Source organism: Dictyobacter sp. Z7_2 (assembly GCF_057551105.1).
The window spans coordinates 1,509,849-1,532,520 of sequence record NZ_BAAJPE010000002.1; the positions used below are offsets into that span (position 1 = coordinate 1,509,849).

Below are 22,672 nucleotides of genomic sequence, written 5' to 3' on the forward strand. Positions count from 1 at the left end.
CATTATGACAAGAACGAGAATATGAACAAAAGCACAGCATAAAGAAATAGAATCAGCACGACACCGGCCCAGGTGCTCCGCCAATAGGGCATGTGATTCGGTGTCGTCTGCACTAATGGATTCAGCCACCAACCAAACCACGTACTTAACGGTGGCACCAAGATCCAGCTGAGCACTGCGGTACTAAAGACATTACCAATAAACAATGCCAGCCAGAAAGGGACGCCTCGATGGATGAGGAACGGCGTCTGCACCAAAATTGAGAAGAGGAAAACCGTTGGATAGAGTGCCAGCAAGACAAGCATATTCACTTTCCAGGCGGCTGGAGAACTCTGCTGGCCGCCAGTGAATCTGAGCCAGGATTCGAAGCCCACATGTACTTTCCTCAAATGAGTATCCAGGCTAAACGCCTCTGATTCCTTCAGGATACGTTTTCTCTCCTCAGAGTTGAGCCAGGCTTCAAGGTGAGCATCGGAATCGAAACGCAGGATAGTCACCCAATCATCCTGCACTCCGGGAATAGGGGGTTCAAACTTGTAGCCCTGAAAGCCTTCAAACCTGGCCTGTATGGCCGAGATACGTCTGTACCAGCGCAGAAAGGCTTCCTGCTGACCAGGTTTGACGCGGGTGGAAATGACTGCTGATACAGAGGTCGATGCACTATTTGGTGCATCCTGAGTAAAAAGGTGAACATCATTTTGAGCGCCCTGAAATGGTTGCAGAGCATCCAGCAACTGCTGGCGCTGCTCAGATTGGAGCCACTGGCGGGCTGCATCGACACTCTGGAAGCGTTGGATGATAACCCAGTCGGTTTGCATCGGAGGCGATGGCGGGATGACCGTATGATCGAGATACCCAGGGAACATAGCAATAACATCATCTGCCTGCTGCTGCCAGAGCAGAAACTTATCCATACTCTCGGGCACGACACCGATGTGGGTAACCAGCGTGACTGACGATGTAATCATTTTTGGGAAATGCTCCTCTGAAAATTATCGATTCTCTCGTTTCACTTATCATTATAGAGATCAATTTAATCGATTGGAGCAGATCCAATGGGAGTAAGATTATAGCAAGGGCAAGCTCACAAGCTACCATTCGCATCTCTCTTCTTCGTGCGCATGACTGGTAGCACGAAGAAGAGGTGGTAAAATCAGCCTAAGCGAGGCCTTGTAAGCGTTTGTAGGATAATCGCAGACCCTCAAGAGGGAGATATTGATTGACGTATTGAATCTCGGGAATGATAGGAGCCATCTGCTGCGCCATCCCACCATGAGCAATCACCTTAATCTCGTTCACATCGGCCACATCGGGAATCTCCTGGCGCAAACGCGAGATCAGCCCCTGTACCAGACCAACATGACCATAAATAATGCCTGATTGCATATTTTCAATCGTATTCTTGCCCAGGGCGGCACGAGGTGGTGTCATATTGACACGATATAGCTGGGATGCAGCATTGCTCAAGGCTTCAGCAGAAATGATCAGTCCAGGTGCAATCGCGCCTCCAAGAAAATCGCCATCGGCAGAAACAACATCGAAGGTGGTAGCAGTGCTGAAGGCAATCACAATGGCAGGGCCTCCATACAGATGGTGAGCGGCAATGATCGTCATCAATCGATCAGAGCCCACTTCCCAGGGATTATCAACCAGCAGCCGAATACCCAGGTCCAGCGTATGATCGATGATCACGGCTTCAAGATTGCAATAACGAGTCGCTAAATCCTGAAATACCGGCGTCAGGGGTGGTACGACACTGGATATGATGATGTCATCAATATCGGTCAACGTATAGCCTGAATGACGTAGCAGATCATTGAGCACCATAGAATATTCATCTGCCGTACGTTGCCTGACGGTCGAGACAACCCAACGATGCTTCATCACATCATGCTCATAGAGACCAAATTTGATATTCGTATTGCTAATATCAAGCGCGAGTAACATAGTGGTTCCCTTCTCTGGGATGCACATTAGCATGATGAAGGTGAAGCACCTCATGCAGAAATGCAGCGATTTTACGCCACTTTTTAATCAATTATAATGTATGCGATTGATCCACTGTCTCGCCCGTCTGAACCTGCGCCTCTTCCGCTGTATTGGCGTTCGCTTGAGCAGAGACAATATATTGTTCGATGACATGAGCCAGCGTAAAAGGATCACCATAGACATCATCGTTCACCACTGTTACCTCGGTTTGGTCCCTATCATCCATAAATGCCAATGAGGTTGGTGTACGCATGCGCTTGCGTCTATGGCGCTGACCTTCCTCCGAGGTACCCCGTCCAAACACAAAACCAAACATACTCTCACCGATGCCAGGAACCGTGCGCACAGCCGTTCCATCTGGTATCGTACGATCCACCGGAGCGCGTCCACGAGGAGTCACATGGCGGATATCCAACAACGGTACATGAACGATTTTCGAACCCTCACACTTCACAAAATCAGTATTCGTCAACACGATCACATGCCTATCGGGATGAAGCAATCTTAGAGTATCTACGATCAGCATCCACAGGCTGCCAAAAGAAATAAAGAGGAGTATTCCCAACAATATTGTGGTTGAGACCATAGCAAACGTTCCGCGTTGATAATTTGAAGGAATGACAATTGGCACAATCAGAGCCAACAAGCCAAATCCCATCAAGGCACCCAGAATCCAACCGATCAAACCCCAGACCAGCTTGCCTTTACGCAAAGAAAAGACCACCCAGCCTGCGGGAAGCTCTTGATCCGAAGTTGTTTTCGCCAGAATATCTTCTGCATCCATAGTCCAATTCCTCATCAAAAAATATGGTCGTGTCATGTTTTTCGTTAGCCCTATTATATCAGAGAATAATCCGTTTGAGGCCCAGAAGCAAGAGACTTCCAAATCAGGTGCGATTATGCCCCGAAGAGATGGCTTGTGCGCTATAATAAGGGAGATAAAGTGATCCGAAGTTTTCTTCTATACACGTAGCTGGGAGCAGGATTTGGATAATACAATACGTCTGGCCGTCGAGGCTGCGGCTCGTCTCGTATTAAATGAATATCGGAAAACGCATCCTGATTGGACGGACAATGCCACGCCGATCGACGATCTGGCGCGATGGCTCAAACTGGATATTGCAACCTTTGATGCGCAAAGCTATACTCCTGGCACCTTCGGCTTTATGGATGCCGATGACGAAGAAAATCTTATCTGGATCTGCCGCGATCTCACTGAAACGCTCCGACGCTTTACGCTGGCACACGAGATAGCTCACGCTCTGTTACACTGCCAGGGTGGAGATCGACTACGACAATTCACGACATATTACAGTACATCAGACAGCGTCAACTATCCATACGCAGGCATTCCCGAGCCATCAAGCCTCTCCCCCTGTCAGGAAAACGACGTACACGAGGATATAGCGAATCTCCTGGAACAGGATACGCTCCAGGAGACGTTAGGAAGCACCCATCACTATGATCCGCGTAGCGAGCGCGAGTTGACAGCCAACGTCTTTGCGGCCGAACTACTGATTCCTGGCGAGAGACTAACCGAGCTCTATCTACACAAGCTTGTTCCCGCCTATACGCTCGCAGCAAGCTTTCACGTCTCGCAAACGGCACTGCTTACACGACTGATTAGCGTATTGAATCTCTCAGAAGCACCATCGCAGGTCACAGTAGATGAGCCAGAGATAACCGGCCCAGCCAAACAGTCGCCAACATCTCTTACAAAAAAACGCTATGATATCTATCAACAAGCCGCCATCGAGGCTCCGACACCCGCTCTGATCGTAGCCGGTCCAGGCAGCGGAAAGACAAGTACGCTGATTGGACGCGCCGAATACCTTATCAAAGAGTTGAATATCCCACCGCAGAATATTCTGGCCTTAACCTTCTCACGCAAAGCTACACGCGAGATGGAAGAACGCCTCCGGCAGCTCACGGGCGGCGCAAATGGCATGCCTGAAGTCAGCACATTCCATGCATTCTGTGCTAACCTGTTACGTCAATATGGATCACTGGTGGGATTGCGCTCGGACTTTACGCTTGTTGATGATGCAGAGGGATACAGTGTACTGCGCCAGCAAGCCAACGCAATGAGTCTACGTCATTATCGTCTCCTGCAATCTCCAGCCCACTATTTCCCTGATATGCTCAAAGCAATCGCTCGTGCCAAAGATGAATTGGTTCTCCCTGAGCACTACACTTCATTCTCGCAACAGATGCATGATCAGGTGGCTGATGGCGATGATGAAGGACATCTACAAGCGGAGAAAGCGCGTGAGATAGCACAAGTCTACGCACTCTATCAACAGGAGCTCCGGCGCCGTGGGGATACCGACTTTGGAGGTCTACTTGTCCTCACCATTCAGGTACTCAACGAACATCCCGAAGTATTGCAGGAGATCCAACAAAAGTATCAGCATATTCTCGTCGATGAATTTCAGGATGTAAATCGGGCCAGCGGCGTCTTATTGCGTGTGCTGGCGGGAGAAACGCGTCGTGTGTGGGTCGTGGGAGACGCCAATCAAGCGATCTACGGCTTCCGAGGAGCCTCGCCCGCCAATATCAGTCAATTTGAGCAAGACTTCCCAGGAGCTTGTATCCTCCCACTCAGTCAAAATTATCGCTCACAACCTGATCTGGTCGAGCTGGCTGAAGCATTTCGTTGTCGACATCTCGAAGAGGATCAGCCCGCCGGAAAAAATCGACCGACGCGCCCCAGGCAGGCAGAGAGCTATGTGACAATCGCCTCCGCCCCCAACGAAAGCAGCGAGATAGCCGGGATCATCGCTGATATCAAGCAAAGATACAAACAAGGATATACTTATAAAGACATGGTGGTTCTCTGCCGTACACGCAAGCAAGCCAATAAGATCACAAGAGCACTGTCCAAAGCTCAACTTCCTGTAGTTGAGCACGGTAGCATGCTCGAACAAGAATATATGAAAGACGTGCTGGCTGTCCTGCTATTCATCTGCAACCCCAGCGGCATGGGATTAATGCGTACCATCAACCATACAGAACATCCTTTCAGTCAAAACGATATCGAGGAGCTCTTGTTAGCAGCACGGCAACCCGAGACAAACGCCCGCACAATCCTGATGCATGGCGACACGCCTCTCAATATGAGTATTGAAGGCCATCATAGTCTGCAACGGCTCTCACACATTCTCCAGGCACTATTGAGAGCATCCAACATCTGGTCGCTGCTAGCGCAATACTTATTTATCGAGACATCCCTGGTACGCGATCTGCTCACCCAAACCGAGAAGCAAAAACAAACACAGATCAATGACTATAAGCAGATTCTCAAATTTGCCAGTCATTATGATCAGCAGATGGCAAGACAGCAACAGCTTGAGCAACAAGAAGCGATCAGGAACGCACCAGAAGGACAGCCGATCCAATCTGAGCCTGTCACTATAGAGCAACAAGCCAAAGGTTTTCTTGACTATCTCAGCCTACTGGTCCTCTTGCGGCAAGATACAAGCGGTCAGCAGGAGAATGACGAACAGATCCAGGCAAATACTGAGACCATTAGCGTCATGACGGTCCATGCCAGCAAGGGATTGGAATATCCGCTAGTTTATCTACCTGGCTTGATGCAACGACGCTTTCCAGCTCAACCACGTCCCGGAGGGATCGCCACGCCCGCCATCATGCTCTCCTCGCCCCAAAACAGCCACGAGAGTCAGGAAGCCTGCCTATTCTATGTCGGAGTCACACGTGCCCGCGATCAATTAATCCTTAGCTATAGCGATCTCTATGGCAAACAAAAATACAAGCGCTCTCCCTATCTGGATACACTGGAAACGGGTCTACCAGAGGAACGCCTGACTCTGTTGCGCTGGCCTGATCAACCAACAGACCAGGAAGAGAGCGATGATGATGAGATACTACTAGCTCCAGTAGGTCAACAACCAAGCGAGGATTTTATCAACGCCATGCGTTCACCCACTTTGAGCATCCATGCGATCGAAGACTACTTATACTGTCCACGTAGGTACGCGTATAGCTCCATCTACCACTTCGAGAATGAGCCAGATGGCTATCAACTTTTTAGAAGGGCAACACAACATACGGTCGATGTCCTGCACAAACAGCTCGATGGTCCAAAAGATCTGGCTCAGATCCCGACCACGCAAGAGATTCAGGAGCTCTACACTCAGCATTGGCAGAAGCTTGGTGGTCACAATCAACCATTTGCACCTATGTATGAGGAGCATGGACATGAAATCGTGGAAGGCATTCGCCAGCGCCTCCAGAGCCAGGAAGAGGTGCGCTGGAAGTTAAAGTCGGATTATCATGTCGAGGTGGCAGGCAAGGACGTGCATGTACCCGTAGATCGTGTTGAATCTGCCTACGACCTGCCGGAACAACCGGTACACTTCGTCCGTACCAGCTACGGTCGCCAAAAGGAGAAGATAGATCCTAAGCCCCGGGAATTATTGTACATGTTAGCCTATAAGCAAAACTATCCTGACCAAAAGGTCGAACTGCACAACCATAACATGAGCACAGGCGAACAAATTCCGATCAAAATTACGCCAAAAAAAGAACAGAATTTGTATCAGAAAGTGGAACAGGCTATCCATGGCTTGGAGCAAAATCACTATCCGGCACGACCAGCTGATCTACAACGCTGTCCCAGTTGTCCATTTTTCTTTATTTGTCCGGCATAAATTTACCAGGGACAATTGTTACAACAAATAGTATCTTCAAGATCACACAGAACGTGTATACAATCAGTGTAGCCACACATATTTCTTTGAAGGAGGAAGCCATGAACGATCAAGATATTCTGCGACATATTCAATCATTGGTAGAAGAAGAGCATCAGCTCTTAAAACTTGAAGAAGAGGGGAAAATCCAGGGAGATCAGCGCGAGCGTGCCAAGGCATTGGAAGTTGATCTGGATCAATGCTGGGATTTACTCCGCCAACGCCGTGCCAGACGTGAGTTCGGACTCAATCCAGATGAGGCCCAGGTACGTGATGCCAGTATCGTCGAGAATTATCGGCAGTAGAGCACAATATTATCGGTCCAATGAGCCTGATATTTCAACTGATCGGGCTCATTGTACTATTTCTATAACTTTTAATTTAAAGATGTTGTATCTACTGGAGGAGTAGCCAGCACGTTGCGATATTCCCCTCGATAGCGCTCGGGAAGCATCTCTGCGATACGCTTCATAACCTCTTCTGTGGCTTCAGTAATATCCTCGCGCGTGATTTTTGCCCCCTTTGGCTTTAACAAGAGAGGCTCTCCATAGGAGATTGTGACATGTGCACCAAACTTCTTCAGCGCGTTCTCACTCCCCCAGATAGCCACAGGTAGCACAGGGACACCTGCGCGTAAAGCAATCATGCCCAATCCCGCATGTGCTTTGCCCAGGGTAGCAGTATCGCTACGATGCCCTTCGGGAAAGATAATTAAAACCTTTTTCTGTGTCAACTGCTCCTGAGAAGCTCGGATCGCCTGGCGATCTCCCTCACCACGTTTCACCGGAAAGGCGCCCAGAAAACGCGTCACCCATCTATAACTACCATGAAAAGTCTCTTCCTTCGCCATATAGACAACCTTGCCAGGCACATAAGCCGGAATAAATGGAATGTCGGTCCAGGAAAGATGGTTAGCGGCAATGATATAGGGTCCTTTTTTAGGAATATTGTAGCGACCACGCAGATGGACATGAGCTAACAGGGAGATAAGTCCTCTAAACAGCCAGCGTATCAATTCATAGGCCACTCTCGGTGTAGAATACGGCTCGTAAAGATTTTTTTCAGGCTTCTTCCTCGGCTCAGTAGTGATCGGCTTCACTGGCTCATTGGATGCACCAGTAACATCCATATTCTGCTTCATACAGTCTCCTCCACGTAAGGCAAGATTGTTTCCAGTACCTGCGGTACGCTGAGATAATCCGTCTCTATGACAATAGCATCGATAGCCGGTCGCATATTATCATGATCGATATCATCCCGCCGCTCAATATCTCGCATCAGATCCTCGAGAGTAGGCACGTTCGCGCTCTCTTTTCCCAGACGATCAATGAGTTCGGCATAACGACGACGCGCACGTTCTGCCAAGCTAGCGGTCAAATAAATCTTCAGTTCCGCATCGGGGAGTACAACAGCACCGATATCACGACCGACCATCACCACGCGACCTTGTCGCGCCATCTCGCGTTGTTGCGCAATCAAAACCTGGCGCACCTCGGGATGAGAGGAGACAGCAGAGACAGCATTGGTCACATGTGTATCACGAATATCCCACGTGACATCCCGTCCATGCACCATAACCGTATATTGCCGTCCATCCGAAACATGGGGATGGTTAATCACAATCTCGGCCCTCTGCGCGAGCTCTCCTAAAGCGACCCCATCATTAATATCGATACCTTCATGAAGTGCCAACCAGGCCACAGCACGATACATGGCACCCGTATCAACGTAAAGATAGCTCAGCTGACGAGCGAGTTGTTCACCAATAGTACTTTTCCCAGAACCTGCTGGCCCGTCGATGGCTATACATTGTGGCCCAGACATAAATCCTCCGCATATCGATGATATTTATAACTGAAGGGATTATATCATATACGAGCTATTTCACCCCTCAGACTTGAGTCGTTGCACCTCGTCCGCAGTCAGATACCGCCAGGTGCCTGGAGCAACTCCCTGGAGTGTTAATGTTCCCACTCCTACACGCGTCAAATGACGCACTGGATACCCTATCGCCATCAGCATCCGACGCACTTGCCGCTTATGGCCCTCATGAAGAGTCAGGCGCAGGGTGCTCAAAGCAGCGTGGGTACGCAACAGACTCACTTGAGCGGGTGCTGTCTGAAACATCTGCCCATCATCCTCGCGAATGCTGACCCCACGTCGTAACTGCTCAAGCTCCTCCTGAGTTGGCCGCCCCTGCACCACCGCCTCGTAATGCTTAAACGTGGAGTAGCGTGGATGAGTCAATTGCAAGGCAAAATCCCCATCATTAGTCAACAAAATCAGCCCGCTGGTATCAATATCCAGCCGCCCCACAGGATACACGCGCAGGCGGCGCAGCTCGGGAGATAATAATGCCAGCACTGTTGGTCGATGCTGAGGGTCCTGAGCCGTCGAGACATAGCCAGCGGGCTTATTCAAGAGCAGATAGACTTTCTGCGTCGCCACCTGCACAATCTTGCCATCCACACTCACCTGATCACGCTCAGGATGCACACGCGTCCCTTGCGTATTGATTACCTGTCCATTGACCTGGACTCGACCTGCACTGATCACCTCTTCAGCGTGCCGACGTGATGCCACTCCTGCCTGAGCCAAAAAACGCGAGAGCCGCATCTCTTCCTGAGCCGCCGTAGACTCTTCCGATTGCTCATCTGAACGAGACTTATTCATAAAAGACACCATTTCTCACCTGGACCTGACCGACATAGCTCAAGCGACATCCCCATGATACAAATATCACAGTACTTCTCGCGGCAGGCTCAATGTTATTATTTATTTATGGTCGTCCTGATTGCCGGCACCTTATATTCAGAGGTATTCAGAGGCACGGTTATAGGACGAATATCATTATATCAAAAGAATCGCAGTCTACTTTATCGCCGCATCTTTACGTGATCGGATTGTTGATGACGATTCTCTCCGCTGGCTTACGTATCTCGAAGTATTCTTCGCCTTCTTTCCCCATAATTTCTTCATTCTTGCGCACAAATAAAGGGAAAGCTGTTTGAGCATCTGTATACGGTTCGATACCCGCATCGAAATAGACGCGTTCCCTTTTCAAGGCTTCAAGAGTTTGTCTGAAAGAACGCCAATTATCGCCGAAATGAAAGGTCGTATCTATCGCGAGAGAGCTGGATACCAGCAGGCTGATAATTACCGGCAATATCTTTGGTATTTGTGAAAAACTCAACATCACCGGCACGAAAAGCGCCCCAATCGTGCTAATAACCAGGAAAAGCTGATGCCAATACTTATATATTTTCGTTTGCTTCGAATAATAATCTCTTTGCGACTGCCAGCGTCCTTGTAGATATTGTTCCTCTTTGCTCTCCTGTGTCATGCCATCCATCTCCTGACCTTACTTATCTATCTCTATACATGTATAGCTCAATTCAAACACAGCCCGATCGACAATTCGCCCCAGATCCCCAAACCGCAGCAGATAGTCTCCTGCTTTACCTTTCAAAATGAGTCCGTTGGGGCGTTCCACAACAAAGGGCTCTGCCATCTGACAGGCATAACAGATAGCTGCTTGTGGATGATAGATAATAAATCCCTCCTCATCAGGATCATACCGATCTTCATCAAGATCAACAGCTTGGCTTGAAATAACCCACTCCTCATCCAGCACTCCCCGCGCCAGATAATCGCCGGGCTGAAACTTTTCCTCTCCTTCTAAAGACTGAATAATCCCCTGCCGCTCCTGATAGTCTTCTTGAGTTAATGCACGCAAACGCACGGGAGCAGTTTTCTGACAGGTTTGGTACGTTAAGCCATGCAATATCTCCTTCGTAATTTTCATCAACACCTCCTTTCCAGCCATCAGCGGCCCAATCTATACTGTATTCATCAATAAGAAAGCATCAGATACATATATTTTATCTGCATTCGTACTACCACTCAAATCATATGTTTTCCCATGATACAAATATCACAATGCTTCTCACGACACGTTTGACGATAAATATGCTGTAGTCCTTGCTGACGACAACTTCCCTGAGGCACGTCTGGTAAACGCAATTGAGCGCTCATCAGACGTGTCACACGATTTGACGGCAGCCCTGGATGTTCCAGATAAAGCATTTTCGCTCGCTCAGCCATCTGCTCATGCTGTTCCAATAAGGCCACTGCCGCCGCAAAAGGCAGCACGATATTGCAAATCAGAATATCTGTACGTGTCAAACTTAAGCCCAGCTCGGCAAAAAGCCCACGCAGAACCATCAATATATGCCGCTCATCGCAGGGATATGCAGCAGGCAGCAGGCACTGACGTAGTGTACGCCAGATACCAGGAATACGCCACTGCTCAAATAACGTCGCCAACACCTGCAAGCGCCTGGCATCCAACGGTGCAGGAGCTACATTCCGTCCCAAGGGTTCAGGGAGTAAGCCCGTTTTCCAGAACAGACGAGCTCCAATAGCGCGAAACAGGGCACGATCTCTTCCGTAGCCTAAACCCTCCGCCAATGCCAGAAATAAGCAGCTATCATACGGATCTACATCAGTTTGAACCTGTAGAGTAGCGTGGAGTTCCTCTAAAAATGTGTCACGTTTTTCTTCGAAGCGCTGCAATCCTGCATCGAGTAAAAATCTATCTATATCCCACGCATTCAAGCAAGAAAACAGACTCTGACAAGGCCATGGACTTCCTTCAAGTAAGGCTACAGGTAGTGACAAGTGTAGTGCATCCGATCCTATATCTGCCAGTGAGCAGACGGGCACAACGACGCCATCCTGACGTTTTGTGGGAGTGAGATCATCACATACCAGCACAGCATGCAATATGACTGTATTATAGCGAGCATCATATTGATGGCGATGCATGCGCCAATCGCTGGAACGCACATGAAATTCGATATCGCCTGACCGAGCCTCAACATCCAGCTGCTCATGCCGCATAAACAATGCATGATATTGTTGCACAGACAAAAATCGTAAGACAGCATCACGCCCATCAGGGCCGACTGAGCCACCGGCATGGCCAGCAAAAAGAATCTGGCACCACCCACCACGACTGAGTGGCAAACAAGTAGAGGGCGCTAAAGCCCGCCAACGGTGTTCTAATTCGTATTCATAGGGAACATTGCGCTCATAAAGAACTCGGACCACCACATCCACATTATTTTCCCATCTCTCAGCCACCAGGGCGATATGTTAGTGTGCAGCAAAATCCTGCTAAACGGTTTTTCTCTATCTAAAGACGAAAATCTCGTGTACCGATCAAAATTGGACAATTTCTTTGCCTTGAGATAGCAATACCACCAGAAGATGAATACTATTAGCCAACTGCGTAGACAAGATGGGGGATACAATAAACTTCTATCCGACTTAAAATAGACAATAATCACAGGATGAGGTAAGATATCATACATATAAACAAGCACAAAGCGAGAAAGCTATGCCTGACCAGGGGATTAAAAAGCAACATTGATGATTCATCAATGCCTCCCGAACCTATAGCTCTCGACGGACATGCAAAAAAACGCAAAAGTATTTTTATAAAGCTAGCCCCCATGTATTCTGTGATGATTTTTCGTCATTTATTTGCGCTCACATGTAGATACATCTCGATTTTGAAGATCATTGCAATACATATCACACCTCTCTGAATTTTGAGAAACAAGAGGTCGTAATGAGTACAAAAAATCCTATGACATTATCTTTATCTGACAAACACAAAAAGTGGCTTATTGTTCCATGCATGGTAATGCTTCTATTTATTGCCAATAAGTTTGCCTTTCCCACTCAGGCATTGGCGAGTGCTACCCCTGGGGGAAACATTCAGAACAGCGTCGTACGCGCCGTCGACATCGATAAACCAGCGATCGTTCGTATTCTCACCACATTGAACGGTACTCTGACCGTACACTTTCCCAATCAAGGAAGCGCTACTTTTCCTACTAATGGTGGGAAATATAAATTAGAGCTTTCTGGCTCTGGAGCCTTTATCAGCTCTCACGGGGATATTTTGACTGCTGATCATGTCGTTGAGCCCCCCCATGATGCATCGATGGATGAAGAGCTTCAGAGCCTGGCATCTAAAGATGTCGCCACTTATATCAATCAGAACTTTGCTCCAACGACTCCTTATACGGCAGATGAAGTATTCAGCGATCTGAGCTTCGGTATTTTTGACTCACAGTCACAATACGACGCCCCCACAAGTGAAGCCTACCTCAGCACAGACTATGCGGGAATAATTAATGCCAAAACGTTGGCCTCTATGCCCAAGTCCCTGCACGCTCCCATCGACAAGATCGAAGGAAAAAGTGACGTCAATAAAAATGACGTCGCCATTGTCCGTATCAATATGGAGGATACTCCTTCCATCACGCTGGGGGATTCATCCAATGTAGCTCAGCAGGACAATCTTACAATTATCGGCTTTCCGGGCAATGGTGACGTGGAAAATGCCGATAAGCCTGATCCAACCACATTCCTTACTTCATCCGTCAACCGGATTTACGTCAGCTCAATTAAACAGAACTCGGCTGATGGGACGCTTATTCAAGTAGGCGGAAATGTTGAGCATGGAGATAGTGGTGGTCCTGCGTTAGACAGTCAGGGGAATATTGTTGGCATCGTCAGTTTTTACAGCAAGAATGCCGACACTCCGGTTGGAACCAGCTTCTTACAAGCCAGCAGTAGCGTCAAAGATATACTTACAGCGCTCCCTTTAATCGATCTGAAACCCGGTCCCTTCCAAAAGGCGTGGCAGCAAGCCTTTACCCAATATACTTCTACCGAGTCAGGTCACTGGCAGAAGGCAGCGACAGATTTCAAGGCCATGCAGGCAAAATATACTGATTTCCAGGTTGTTGCTTCGTTCACAGACTATACAACAGAGCAGGCTAAACACGAGACACCCGCACAATCATCGCCATCGCTATCCATCTTTGTTGTACTACTCATGATCGTCGTTATCTTCCTTATTCTGTTACTGCCAGCGATTGTGTTAGCGCGACGCAGAAAAAACAAATTAGCCCTGGCGACCGCCGCACCAGCGCAACAGAACTATGTACCATATAATCCCTATGCATCCTCCACACCACAGGCATATGTCCCTGATGGTCAGGCAGCATATCCAAACAATGGCATGTACCCTCAACAACCAATAATGACAGCACCAGAGCCAGCAGCTCCCCTGTCAGACAATCCAGCAGCGACGCCAGAGCCAGCGACAGCGGCAAATGAAGTAAGCGGACAGGCTACCCAGGCAGAGCCCGATATCGATGCCTCAGTGCCTGTTATCAAAGCTGATCCACCCAAGCATTTCAATCCCTATGCGCCTCAACCAATGTCATGGCAAGCCTTCCAGGAGCTCGCATCTCCGACATCTCCCGTGACGTACAAGATCAATAATCCCAGTGAAGATCCAACGGCGTATGAACCCATATCTGAAGAACAAACTGAGCGTATTCAGCCAGCACCAACAACAGAAGATACTTCATTCTCGCCGACACAGCCATCACAGCCGACACAAAGCAGCATCCCCGAGGATGAAAGACCAGATTCAACAGACAAGCATCCCAAAGTATAAGCTAAATAACCTTCCATAAATGACCGATACCTGGTCCTCGTCGTTACTGGCGCTGAACAGGTACCGGTCATTCTTATTTTATTTTCACCTTATGTAGAGAAAATGCACCAAGTTCAGCATTTATCGTAATCATGGCTTGAGGTTGTTTCCCATAAATGAGTCGACCAAAATCATTGGTAACCGCTCCAAACCTGCTATCGATCGCAACATGAATCGCTGAGGTCTCAGGAAGCGCCAGACTAATAGGACCATTATTCGTGCTGAAGCGATATCTACCGTGTCGATCTAATGTTCCATTGAGTGTGATTGCCCCATTATCCACGACGGCAGATGATTGGCCCTCCAGTTGCACGGGACTCGCGACGATATCACCTTGATGAGTCGCTGTCACAAGCTGTCCGGAAAATTGAGAGATAGCAATTGAGCCAACACCAACATTTAAATTCATCTTCCCTCGGCAATTTTCCACTGTCAGAGAACCATTATCGGTCTTAGCCACAACGCTTCCCTGGAGACCCTTCAGGACAATAGAACCTTTACCTGTATGGACCTGGATGGCATCCGAAGCGGGCACAGCTACATCGATATTGATACCTCGATTTCCCGTAAACGCGATATCTGGCTGAGCATGTGCAGTGATAGTGGTAACTGCGCCATATTGTGTATACACCGCATCCATACCAATCAAGCCGGGTCCGAAGCCTTGCGCATAACGCTCAACACGTAAACCAAAGGGGCCATTGGGCTGGCTATGAATAAAAATTGAGCCCTGATCGTTGTTAATGATAAGTTTTTGATCCGCTCTTTCCGCAAAAAAATATGTCTCTGTCGTCTTTTGTGAGCCAAGGTAATACATAGCAGCGGTAAAAGCCAGACAGGTCATCATCGCCGTCACCAGTACAGCGATCAGTATGCGTCTCAAGACCCACTGATTTTGACGAGGGTGGCGCCAATCAGGTACCGGGGGTGCAAATGAGGGTGATCTCATCTGAGATGTATCATGCCCGAAGGTGGATTCAGCATGCAATCGATAAAGTTCCATGGGAAGGTCTCCCCTGGCAACATCGATAGGTAGCTCATTCGATGCTATCTCTATCTCAGTGTGCCGGGATTCTGGTTGCTGATCTGGGAGCTGATCAATTGGCTGATCAGCTCCCAGATATGAAGGCTCTCGCTTACTCATATTCGCCCCTTTACGATCTATCACAATAGCACCATAACATTTCCGTATTTTGACATCTATTGCTAGCTATAATCGGAGCGGCAGAGCGAAATGATTAATTTTTGGTGTTCTTACCTGGAACTTGCCTGCGACGATCGCGCTCCACATTAGCAATGGCAAATGGAACACGCCAGATAAGCAGAAAGATTGTATTAGTGATCAGAGTTACCAGCGCAAATGATAGCGTAGAAATAACCGAAATCACATGCCAATCAAAGACAAAATGTAAAGCTACTCCCAGCGGCCAGGTTATCACCCATGCCAGTATTGTCCGTATTGCAATCCCTTTCGGCTGAGTCATCAATTCGCGTCGAAACGCCCCTAAAAAAGGAGCGACGACAAACCAGCTCAGAATAAAAGGTAAGGCGGTCCAGATCACCGGGCCAATCGCGATCGTCCCTCCATGGCTATTCGTGCCAATCACTGAAAAAATAAGAAAGACCAGAACATCTCCGACCACTACCGTCCAGAGGCGCTGAGACTCTACCTTATTTCCGGGCCTGCTGGCATCGATAGCAGAAGCAGAAGTAGCATATTTTTTGACTGCCATCCTATATCTCCTTTTGTTCCTGCTGCTCGTGGAGGAGTTCTTCAACAGCGACAAGCTCGGTGCGGACGCTACGTATACGCATGGACAGAGTCACCAGATAAATACAGATACCTACCCAGGCGATGATATAAGCCGCAATCATATATGTTTGCATTATTCAATCCCTCTTGTGATTTACTCAATAGAAGCGCGTAAACGCTGCGCCAGCGTTTGCAAACGCTGTAGCTGATACGCCTGTACCATCATAAAAGCATAGAGCAAGGTAAAGGCCACCAGCGCCACCAGAATAGTCCAGATGGCCTGTGGCGGCAAAGCTCCGGCCGTCCCTATCTGCTGAATAGGATGCTGCCCACGCCACCAATTCACCGAAAAGTAAATGATCGGCAGATCAATCACGCCAATCACGCCAATCACAGCGCCGCCACGAGCACTCTCAAGAGTTCTGCCCATGTAACTACGCAACATCAAGTAACCCACGTACATAAACCACAGAATCAACGTCGCCGTCAAACGTGCATCCCAGACCCACCAGGCTCCCCAGATAGGCTTTCCCCAGATTGCTCCCAGAAAGAGCGTGATCGTAAGAAAGACAATGCCTACTTCTCCTGCCGCGCGAGCCACCAAGTCCAGACGCTCATCCGGATAAAAAAGATAGACAACGCCCGCCAACGCCAGAATGCCAAAGGAAAGCATCCCAGCCCAGGCCGTCGGCACATGGAAGTAGAAGATGCGTTGCGCGTCGCCCTGCAATGCATCGACAGGGGTATACACAAAGATCATCCAGATGGTAATGGACATCGTCACAGCGGTAAGAATTCCCAGGATCAGAGATACCAGCGGCCAACGACCATGCTGAGCATGAGTAGTCGCACTCGTAGTTCTCTCTTTCCCGGAGGATATCTGATTTGCTAAAGCCATATCTGTGCTCCTAATGAACTCCACATAGGAGAAGTAGAGTACACACTCTGATTATTCCTCAACGACATACTGGAAAAGCAGCGTCGAGACGCTCAAAAAAATAACATCAAAAGCGATCAACAGACCGAGCCAGGGTGGCTCGCCCACGGCAGGTGCCAGCAGGACTGTTGTCGCTCGTACCGCACTGATCACTACCGGGACAACCAAAGGAAAGATGAGTATCGGCAGGAGTAGTTCTTTGGCCCGTGTGACTGCTGCCATGACCGAAAATAGCGTGCCTACGGAAGCAATCCCCAGTGCTCCTAATAATTCAATGCTGATAAGTTCTAATAAAATCGGCGCTTGCCAGATCGATAAATTGAATAAGATAGCAAAGATCGGCAAAGCGATGATTTCTACTACTCCAATAAATAGCAAATTCCCAAGCAGTTTCGCAAGGTAGATCGCCTTACGATCCACAGGAGTCAGCAACAAACGATCCATCGTTCCCTGCTCCTGTTCAGCAGCCACGGTACGCCCCAGACCAAGCAGGCTCGCGAAGATAAAGGCCACCCAGAGCGCTCCAGGCGCAATAGCGACCACGGTATTAGCATTGAGATCAAAGGTAAAATTAAAGATGACCAGCACCAACAGGACAAACATCCCCATCCCCAACCATGTCTGCTTGCTACGTACCTCATAGCGCACATCTTTCCAGAGGATAGCCCACACCTGCAACCCAAACACACGCGCCATCCTCATGATAAAGTGCTCCCATAGATACCCTGATATGCTTGCCGCAATTCATCCAACCCGAGCGTTGCCGTATCATGCTGATATGCCACACGTCCGCCTGCAATAATCACAATCTGATCGCTTAGAGAGAGCGCTCTTTCCAACTGATGGGTCGTAAAAAGGATACTTCCCCCCTGAGCAGAATGATCAGCTTGCAAGGACTCAATCAACGCGAGGCCATCCTGATCAAGTCCCGTGTCTGGCTCATCGAGTAACAGCAAAGTAGGCCGATGTAACAACGCTCTTACCCAGGCCACACGCTGTACCTGTCCACGCGACAGAGCACGCACACGCTCCCTAGCCCGTCGCTCCATCCCTACCCGTTGCAGCAACAGAAGTGCCCGCTCACGTGCCTGAGAGACTGTATAGAGCTGTCCAAAAAACATCAGATTCTCCATCACAGTCAGCTCCTCGTACAGATACGGCTGATGGGCCACAAATCCGATCTGTTGACGCATCTCCGACAAAGCATAACGACTATCAAGTCCTTCAACGCAGATCGTGCCAGAGCCCGCTTTACTCAAGCCAGCCAGGATACGCAACAGCGTCGTCTTACCGGCTCCATTTGCTCCCAGTAAAGCCATACGTTGTCCACGTGGCAAAACCAGATCGATCCGTCTCAGAACCGGTTTCAGACCATAACTTTTTTTAAGTTGGCGCACATCCAGCACTAACTTAGTAGCCAAATCATCGTCAGGCAAGGATTGCGTCGGTGGAGAAACAGGCAGCGTCATGGTTTCACGCCTTCTTTTTCGCTCATCAGCAGACGTAAACGAGCCTTCGTCTTACCACGTTTCTCCTCATAAGCGGCTTTACTGATCTTACCTGCGGAATACTCAGTATCCAAAACCAACAACTCTTGCAACAACGCCTGCTTAGGATCAGTTTGAGTGGAGGGCTTTTTAGTACTTCCCTTACCTCTAGCCTCAGCGGGCAAAGACTGCGACAATCCTGAGCGCAGGCGCTTCGCCCGATAGAAGAGCCAGGTGATTACAACAATCACAGCGATCAGCGCCAGAAAACCAACGATCAACCAGATAGCCTCAGGACTCAAAGTGAAAGAACCGTTTGTATCCTGCGACAATGGTAACCCCTGCAAAGTAATCGCAACCGCCGCATTGGCTGGCAGTGTAGCAGCGGTATAGTTGTGATAGACCTGATTATCCGCATTAACGATGCCAGCCGAGGTTAGCTCCTTCGAGCTAGCATGCAGATCGGGCTCGATCAAGAAGGATAATGCCACCGTTGGATAAATAGTTTTATATGTCAGAGTATAGTTCGATGTGGTGTAAGGAACTTCGTAAGAAAAAGAAAAATCGTTCATTCCAGGCAAAAGGGCCGCATTGGTAGCGAAACCTTTATTCACCTGGAGAACTTGATAGCCCGAAAAACCAGCTCCCAATGTAATATTACGAACACCATCTGGCAAGGAAAAGAGCAACGCATTTGGCATCCCTGCGCTTGCATTCAGTGATCCTACATAGGTTTTGGGATTCAAATTGTCAAACGAGTAGACTTGCGAAACGGTAATTAATCCTTTAGCAGGATCGGTATTACGCACAAGCACATTTGCTTGCAAAATGGCAATATTTTTTGTCGAGTGCATCTCTTCGTAGACTTGCAGCTTGATACTCTGTGAAGGTTTGGTATTGAGCGTAAGCGGATCGCTCACATACTGAGCCTCTTGATAGCGGGTATATACAACATAGCTAATAGTCTGATCAGTAGAGACCTTCTTAAAGGTAAACTTCCCCTGGGCATCGGTCTTAACGGAAGTCACATCACTGGTTGAAGATTTTTGAGCCATCTGCAATGTCACGTTCAGATTCGGCACCGGAGCATTCTTGTTGCTTCCATCAACGACCTGACCAGAGATCTGCCCATCCGTGACAGCGGCACGCACGGGTGTGACGTTTCCACATAAGAGTAGTAAAGCTAGCAAGAAGATGAGCGCCATGCTACTCAGGATCAACTTTTTCATGCGCCTCCTTCAGCTTCTGCAACTGTTCCTCAATTTCATCATCGATATTTTGTTCATGCTCATAGCGGGATTTTAAAGCGGTCAAGGCTCGATGCATATAGCGCTCGCGCAGTGAGCGATAGTCCTCTTCGTCGATATTGCCAAGCTGATAATCCAGTTCCACTTCCTGGATGGCCGCACGGGCCGTTTGCTCACGCTCAACTGCTTCTTTTGCTACTCCCTCAGTCTCATAGGAGCTCTCCACTGAACGAGTTGATGCTGAGGGCATTTCGCCGCCTGTTGGTCGCCGATACAGTGGATAGAGAACAAATGCCAGAGCGAGTATTCCTAAAATGATTGCAATCGCGAGCGCCATCAATCTGCCTCCGTTATAAACCGCCTGAAGAGCGGATCATCAGCGGCCAGTTCTTGTTCGAGCTGCGCACGATAACGCTCTAAATCAGCATCCCCAGTTATAGATGTGTGAGTATCATCAGACCCAGGTCTATCCACATCAGATCCAGTTGTAGCCAGACGCATTGAGGCCGAACTTGTATGCCAATCGCGAGCCACAAAGTACAGCAAAAAGACGCCAGCCAGCATCAAAACGATTGGCACAATCCAGGCCAGCAACGTAAAGCCTTGCCAGCGAGGGACCCAATCAATATCCGAGCCATAGCGACTGGTCAAAAATTGAATGATCTCCTGATCAGATTTTCCTGCCTGTATTTGTTGACGAATATAGGCCCGCATTTGTTGCGCAATCAGTGGTGTTGCATCGGCAACCGACTCTCCCTGACAAACGGGGCAGCGTAGCTGGGAGGCAATACTACGCTCGTGTTGATCAAGCGTTTGCTGCTGCGGTACGGCAAAGTATAGCCATGACCAGACAGCAGCAATGATCGCCAGCGCCCCCAGAATCAGAAACACAGAACGTCGTGATTGCGGAAGTCGTTCTCGCCTAGTGCTCATGCCACCACTCCTCCACTAGAGATATCCGATGAAGGCGAGACGGCTTCCTTAGACTTGACAGCCTTTGGTGCACGGACTGCCACCAGCGAGCGACGACGCTCGGGCCACCAGCAAAGAATGCCCCCCAGGATCATCAGAACGCCACCACTCCATACCCATATCACTAAAGGTGTAATAAAAATGCTCAGCTTCGCTTCTGATGCTCCCTGCCAATCTGCCAGATAGACATAAACATCTGTGCCCTGATACGTCTGAATCATAATTGCGCTGGTCGGCTGCGTCGGATAGTTGGTATACGTAATGCGGCCTGGATATATATATTGCACCAGTTTTCCATCACGCCAGATCTGTACTTGCGCAGAAACGACCTCTTTATCGGCATTTTTCTCGTCGATATTGCCGAGAAAGGTAAAGCTATAACCACCGATACTCATATCCTGGCCGGGCGTCAGAGTAGCATCTTTTTCCTGTTGAAAAAAGCTCGATCCCACGATACCAGCCACCAACAGAACTAATCCAAGATGCACGACATAGCCACCATAGCGCTGACGATAACGCTTGAAAAGCATAAAGACAGCTTTGCCATACGGTTCTCCATGACTATGACGTACGCGAGCACCGCGCCAGAGCTCATAGAGGATAGCTCCTGCGGTAAAGGCGCACACGGAGAAGCCAATATTGGCCGACACGCTGGTGATGCCACACACGGGCAATAAGACTGCGCAGAGCGCAGCAGCCACAATCGGAACGCTGAGATTACGCCAGAGAGCCGAGGAAGAGGTGCGTCGCCAGCCAAGCAAGGGACCCACACCCATCGCCAACACCAGCACAACCGTCAGGGGTCCGACAACCTGATTATAAAAAGGAGCACCGACCGTCATTGTCTGATTGCGCAGCGCTTCTGAGATCAAGGGGAAGAGGGTCCCCCACAAGACAGCAAAGGTAATGCCTACCAGCAAGAGATTATTCAGCAGAAAGACACCTTCGCGTGAAATAACTGAGTCGAACTCCTGCTCGGCGCGTAAGCTTGGCAAGCGAAAGAAGAACAAAGCACTCGACGAAAGCACTACGACTATCAGAAAAACGAGGAAGTAGTTTCCTATCGCAGAATACGCAAAGGAGTGGACCGAATTGATCAAGCCACTACGAGCCTCAAACGTCCCAAAGATCGAAAGGGCAAATGACATAATCACCAGGAAGAGGTTCCACATCTTCAGCATCCCTCGACGCTCCTGCACCATCGTCGAGTGCAGAAAGGCAGTCGCCGTCAACCAGGGCATCAGAGCTGCATTCTCGACCGGGTCCCAGCTCCAATAGCCACCCCAGCCGAGCACGTGATAAGCCCACCACGCTCCCAGCAGCAGGCCAGCCGTCTGTAACGTCCAGGAGGCTAACATCCAGCGCCGAATCGAGCGTAACCAATCGGAGCTCAACTGCCCCGTAATCAGTGCAGCGACCGCAAACGCGAAAGGTACCGAGAAGCTCATATATCCCATCAGCAAGGTGGGAGGATGCACAAGCATGCCAGGGTCCATCAACAGAGGATTCAGACCAACACCATCATAAGGAGGAATGGTAGAGCGCATAAAAGGATTTGTGACTGTAGTTAAGACAATCAATAAGAAAGCCTCGATCGCCATCAAGGTCGCTATCACATAGGGAACGAGAGCCGCAGGAGCACGCTTAGAGGTCGCTATGAAGAGCGTTGAGAAAAGAGCAAGCGTGACCGCCCAATAGAGCAACGAGCCTTCCTGGCCGCCATAGAAAGCCGCTGAGACGTAATACCAGGGCATCGAGAGATCCGAGTGCTGTGCCACATAGTTGACGCCAAAATCATGAATCAAAAATGATATGATCAACGCAACTGAGGCCAGTAGCAAAAAGAAAGTAACAGTCAACAAGCCACGCTTCGCACTGATCACGAGGCGAGGAGCAGACCGTACTGCGCCCCAGATCGCCACGACGATCGTGTAAAGAGCAAATCCTAATGCGAGAAAAAGAGCGATAATACCGAGATCTGAAAAGTACACAG

Annotated in this window: 22 protein-coding genes; 3 read left to right on the forward strand and 19 right to left on the reverse strand. The window is 49.1% G+C overall.

Annotated elements, in window-relative coordinates; genetic code table 11:
* Window positions 1–2 precede the first annotated feature (2 nt).
* The 3 genes from AC27N8_RS19735 to AC27N8_RS19745 all read right to left on the reverse strand — a co-directional run bounded on the left by AC27N8_RS19735 (window position 3) and on the right by AC27N8_RS19745 (window position 2,773).
* Window positions 3–968 (reverse strand): antibiotic biosynthesis monooxygenase, encoded by a 966-nt coding sequence (locus tag AC27N8_RS19735; protein ID WP_487069113.1) that lies wholly within the window; start codon window positions 966–968, stop codon window positions 3–5.
* A 190-nt stretch (window positions 969–1,158) separates the two neighbouring features.
* On the reverse strand, window positions 1,159–1,947 hold the full coding sequence (locus tag AC27N8_RS19740) for a type III pantothenate kinase (RefSeq protein WP_487069114.1): 789 nt from the start codon (window positions 1,945–1,947) through the stop codon (window positions 1,159–1,161).
* A gap of 91 nt (window positions 1,948–2,038) precedes the next feature.
* Window positions 2,039–2,773, reverse strand: coding sequence for a hypothetical protein (locus AC27N8_RS19745; RefSeq protein ID WP_487069115.1), 735 nt, complete (start codon window positions 2,771–2,773; stop codon window positions 2,039–2,041).
* A 202-nt stretch (window positions 2,774–2,975) separates the two neighbouring features.
* Here AC27N8_RS19745 and AC27N8_RS19750 point away from each other — a divergent pair, with 202 nt between their 5' ends.
* Entirely contained in the window at window positions 2,976–6,662 is a 3,687-nt protein-coding gene (locus AC27N8_RS19750) for a UvrD-helicase domain-containing protein (RefSeq protein ID WP_487069116.1), read from the forward strand.
* A gap of 101 nt (window positions 6,663–6,763) precedes the next feature.
* On the forward strand, window positions 6,764–7,006 hold the full coding sequence (locus tag AC27N8_RS19755; protein WP_487069117.1) for a DUF2630 family protein: 243 nt from the start codon (window positions 6,764–6,766) through the stop codon (window positions 7,004–7,006).
* A 71-nt stretch (window positions 7,007–7,077) separates the two neighbouring features.
* On the opposite strand, the gene AC27N8_RS19760 is transcribed toward AC27N8_RS19755, so the two are convergent.
* The 6 genes from AC27N8_RS19760 to AC27N8_RS19785 form a co-directional block, all read right to left on the reverse strand.
* Window positions 7,078–7,842, reverse strand: a complete 765-nt coding sequence (locus AC27N8_RS19760; protein WP_487069118.1) for a lysophospholipid acyltransferase family protein — start codon at window positions 7,840–7,842, stop codon at window positions 7,078–7,080.
* Window positions 7,839–8,525, reverse strand: coding sequence for a (d)CMP kinase (gene cmk, locus AC27N8_RS19765; RefSeq protein ID WP_487069119.1), 687 nt, complete (start codon window positions 8,523–8,525; stop codon window positions 7,839–7,841). The genes AC27N8_RS19760 and cmk overlap by 4 nt, the downstream gene beginning before the upstream one ends.
* Before the next feature lie 60 nt (window positions 8,526–8,585).
* Window positions 8,586–9,374, reverse strand: coding sequence for a pseudouridine synthase (locus AC27N8_RS19770; RefSeq protein WP_487069120.1), 789 nt, complete (start codon window positions 9,372–9,374; stop codon window positions 8,586–8,588).
* A 217-nt stretch (window positions 9,375–9,591) separates the two neighbouring features.
* Window positions 9,592–10,044 carry a DUF4231 domain-containing protein gene (locus AC27N8_RS19775; RefSeq protein WP_487069121.1) on the reverse strand — a complete coding sequence of 151 codons (453 nt, stop codon included), beginning with the start codon at window positions 10,042–10,044 and terminating at the stop codon, window positions 9,592–9,594.
* A gap of 18 nt (window positions 10,045–10,062) precedes the next feature.
* Window positions 10,063–10,506: a hypothetical protein gene (locus tag AC27N8_RS19780; protein WP_487069122.1), complete on the reverse strand. Its 444-nt coding sequence runs from the start codon at window positions 10,504–10,506 to the stop codon at window positions 10,063–10,065.
* Window positions 10,507–10,604: 98 nt separating this feature from the next.
* On the reverse strand, window positions 10,605–11,813 hold the full coding sequence (locus AC27N8_RS19785) for a DUF2851 family protein (RefSeq protein ID WP_487069123.1): 1,209 nt from the start codon (window positions 11,811–11,813) through the stop codon (window positions 10,605–10,607).
* Window positions 11,814–12,336: 523 nt separating this feature from the next.
* Here AC27N8_RS19785 and AC27N8_RS19790 point away from each other — a divergent pair.
* Complete coding sequence (locus AC27N8_RS19790; RefSeq protein WP_487069124.1) at window positions 12,337–14,244, forward strand: S1 family peptidase; 1,908 nt, start codon at window positions 12,337–12,339, stop codon at window positions 14,242–14,244.
* A 73-nt stretch (window positions 14,245–14,317) separates the two neighbouring features.
* Here the strand turns inward: AC27N8_RS19790 and AC27N8_RS19795 are convergent, their stop codons facing one another.
* The 10 genes from AC27N8_RS19795 to AC27N8_RS19840 all read right to left on the reverse strand — a co-directional run bounded on the left by AC27N8_RS19795 (window position 14,318) and on the right by AC27N8_RS19840 (window position 22,670).
* The gene (locus tag AC27N8_RS19795; protein WP_487069125.1) at window positions 14,318–15,427 is read right to left on the reverse strand and encodes a DUF4097 family beta strand repeat-containing protein; all 1,110 of its coding nucleotides are present in this window, start codon (window positions 15,425–15,427) and stop codon (window positions 14,318–14,320) included.
* 94 nt (window positions 15,428–15,521) lie between these two features.
* Window positions 15,522–16,016 (reverse strand): DUF3054 domain-containing protein, encoded by a 495-nt coding sequence (locus tag AC27N8_RS19800; RefSeq protein WP_487069126.1) that lies wholly within the window; start codon window positions 16,014–16,016, stop codon window positions 15,522–15,524.
* Between the two features lies 1 nt (window position 16,017).
* On the reverse strand, window positions 16,018–16,170 hold the full coding sequence (locus AC27N8_RS19805) for a CcmD family protein (protein WP_487069127.1): 153 nt from the start codon (window positions 16,168–16,170) through the stop codon (window positions 16,018–16,020).
* A gap of 20 nt (window positions 16,171–16,190) precedes the next feature.
* Window positions 16,191–16,934: a cytochrome c biogenesis protein CcsA gene (ccsA, locus tag AC27N8_RS19810; RefSeq protein WP_487069128.1), complete on the reverse strand. Its 744-nt coding sequence runs from the start codon at window positions 16,932–16,934 to the stop codon at window positions 16,191–16,193.
* Window positions 16,935–16,985: 51 nt separating this feature from the next.
* The gene (locus AC27N8_RS19815; RefSeq protein ID WP_487069129.1) at window positions 16,986–17,675 is read right to left on the reverse strand and encodes a heme exporter protein CcmB; all 690 of its coding nucleotides are present in this window, start codon (window positions 17,673–17,675) and stop codon (window positions 16,986–16,988) included.
* Entirely contained in the window at window positions 17,672–18,442 is a 771-nt protein-coding gene (ccmA, locus tag AC27N8_RS19820; protein WP_487069130.1) for a heme ABC exporter ATP-binding protein CcmA, read from the reverse strand. The genes AC27N8_RS19815 and ccmA overlap by 4 nt, the downstream gene beginning before the upstream one ends.
* Window positions 18,439–19,689 (reverse strand): carboxypeptidase regulatory-like domain-containing protein, encoded by a 1,251-nt coding sequence (locus AC27N8_RS19825; protein WP_487069131.1) that lies wholly within the window; start codon window positions 19,687–19,689, stop codon window positions 18,439–18,441. Before AC27N8_RS19825 ends, ccmA begins: the two co-directional genes overlap by 4 nt.
* Window positions 19,667–20,044, reverse strand: coding sequence for a hypothetical protein (locus AC27N8_RS19830; protein ID WP_487069132.1), 378 nt, complete (start codon window positions 20,042–20,044; stop codon window positions 19,667–19,669). The genes AC27N8_RS19825 and AC27N8_RS19830 overlap by 23 nt, the downstream gene beginning before the upstream one ends.
* Entirely contained in the window at window positions 20,044–20,640 is a 597-nt protein-coding gene (locus AC27N8_RS19835; protein ID WP_487069133.1) for a cytochrome c-type biogenesis protein, read from the reverse strand. The genes AC27N8_RS19830 and AC27N8_RS19835 overlap by 1 nt, the downstream gene beginning before the upstream one ends.
* Window positions 20,637–22,670 (reverse strand): heme lyase CcmF/NrfE family subunit, encoded by a 2,034-nt coding sequence (locus AC27N8_RS19840; protein WP_487069134.1) that lies wholly within the window; start codon window positions 22,668–22,670, stop codon window positions 20,637–20,639. The genes AC27N8_RS19835 and AC27N8_RS19840 overlap by 4 nt, the downstream gene beginning before the upstream one ends.
* Window positions 22,671–22,672: the final 2 nt, after the last annotated feature.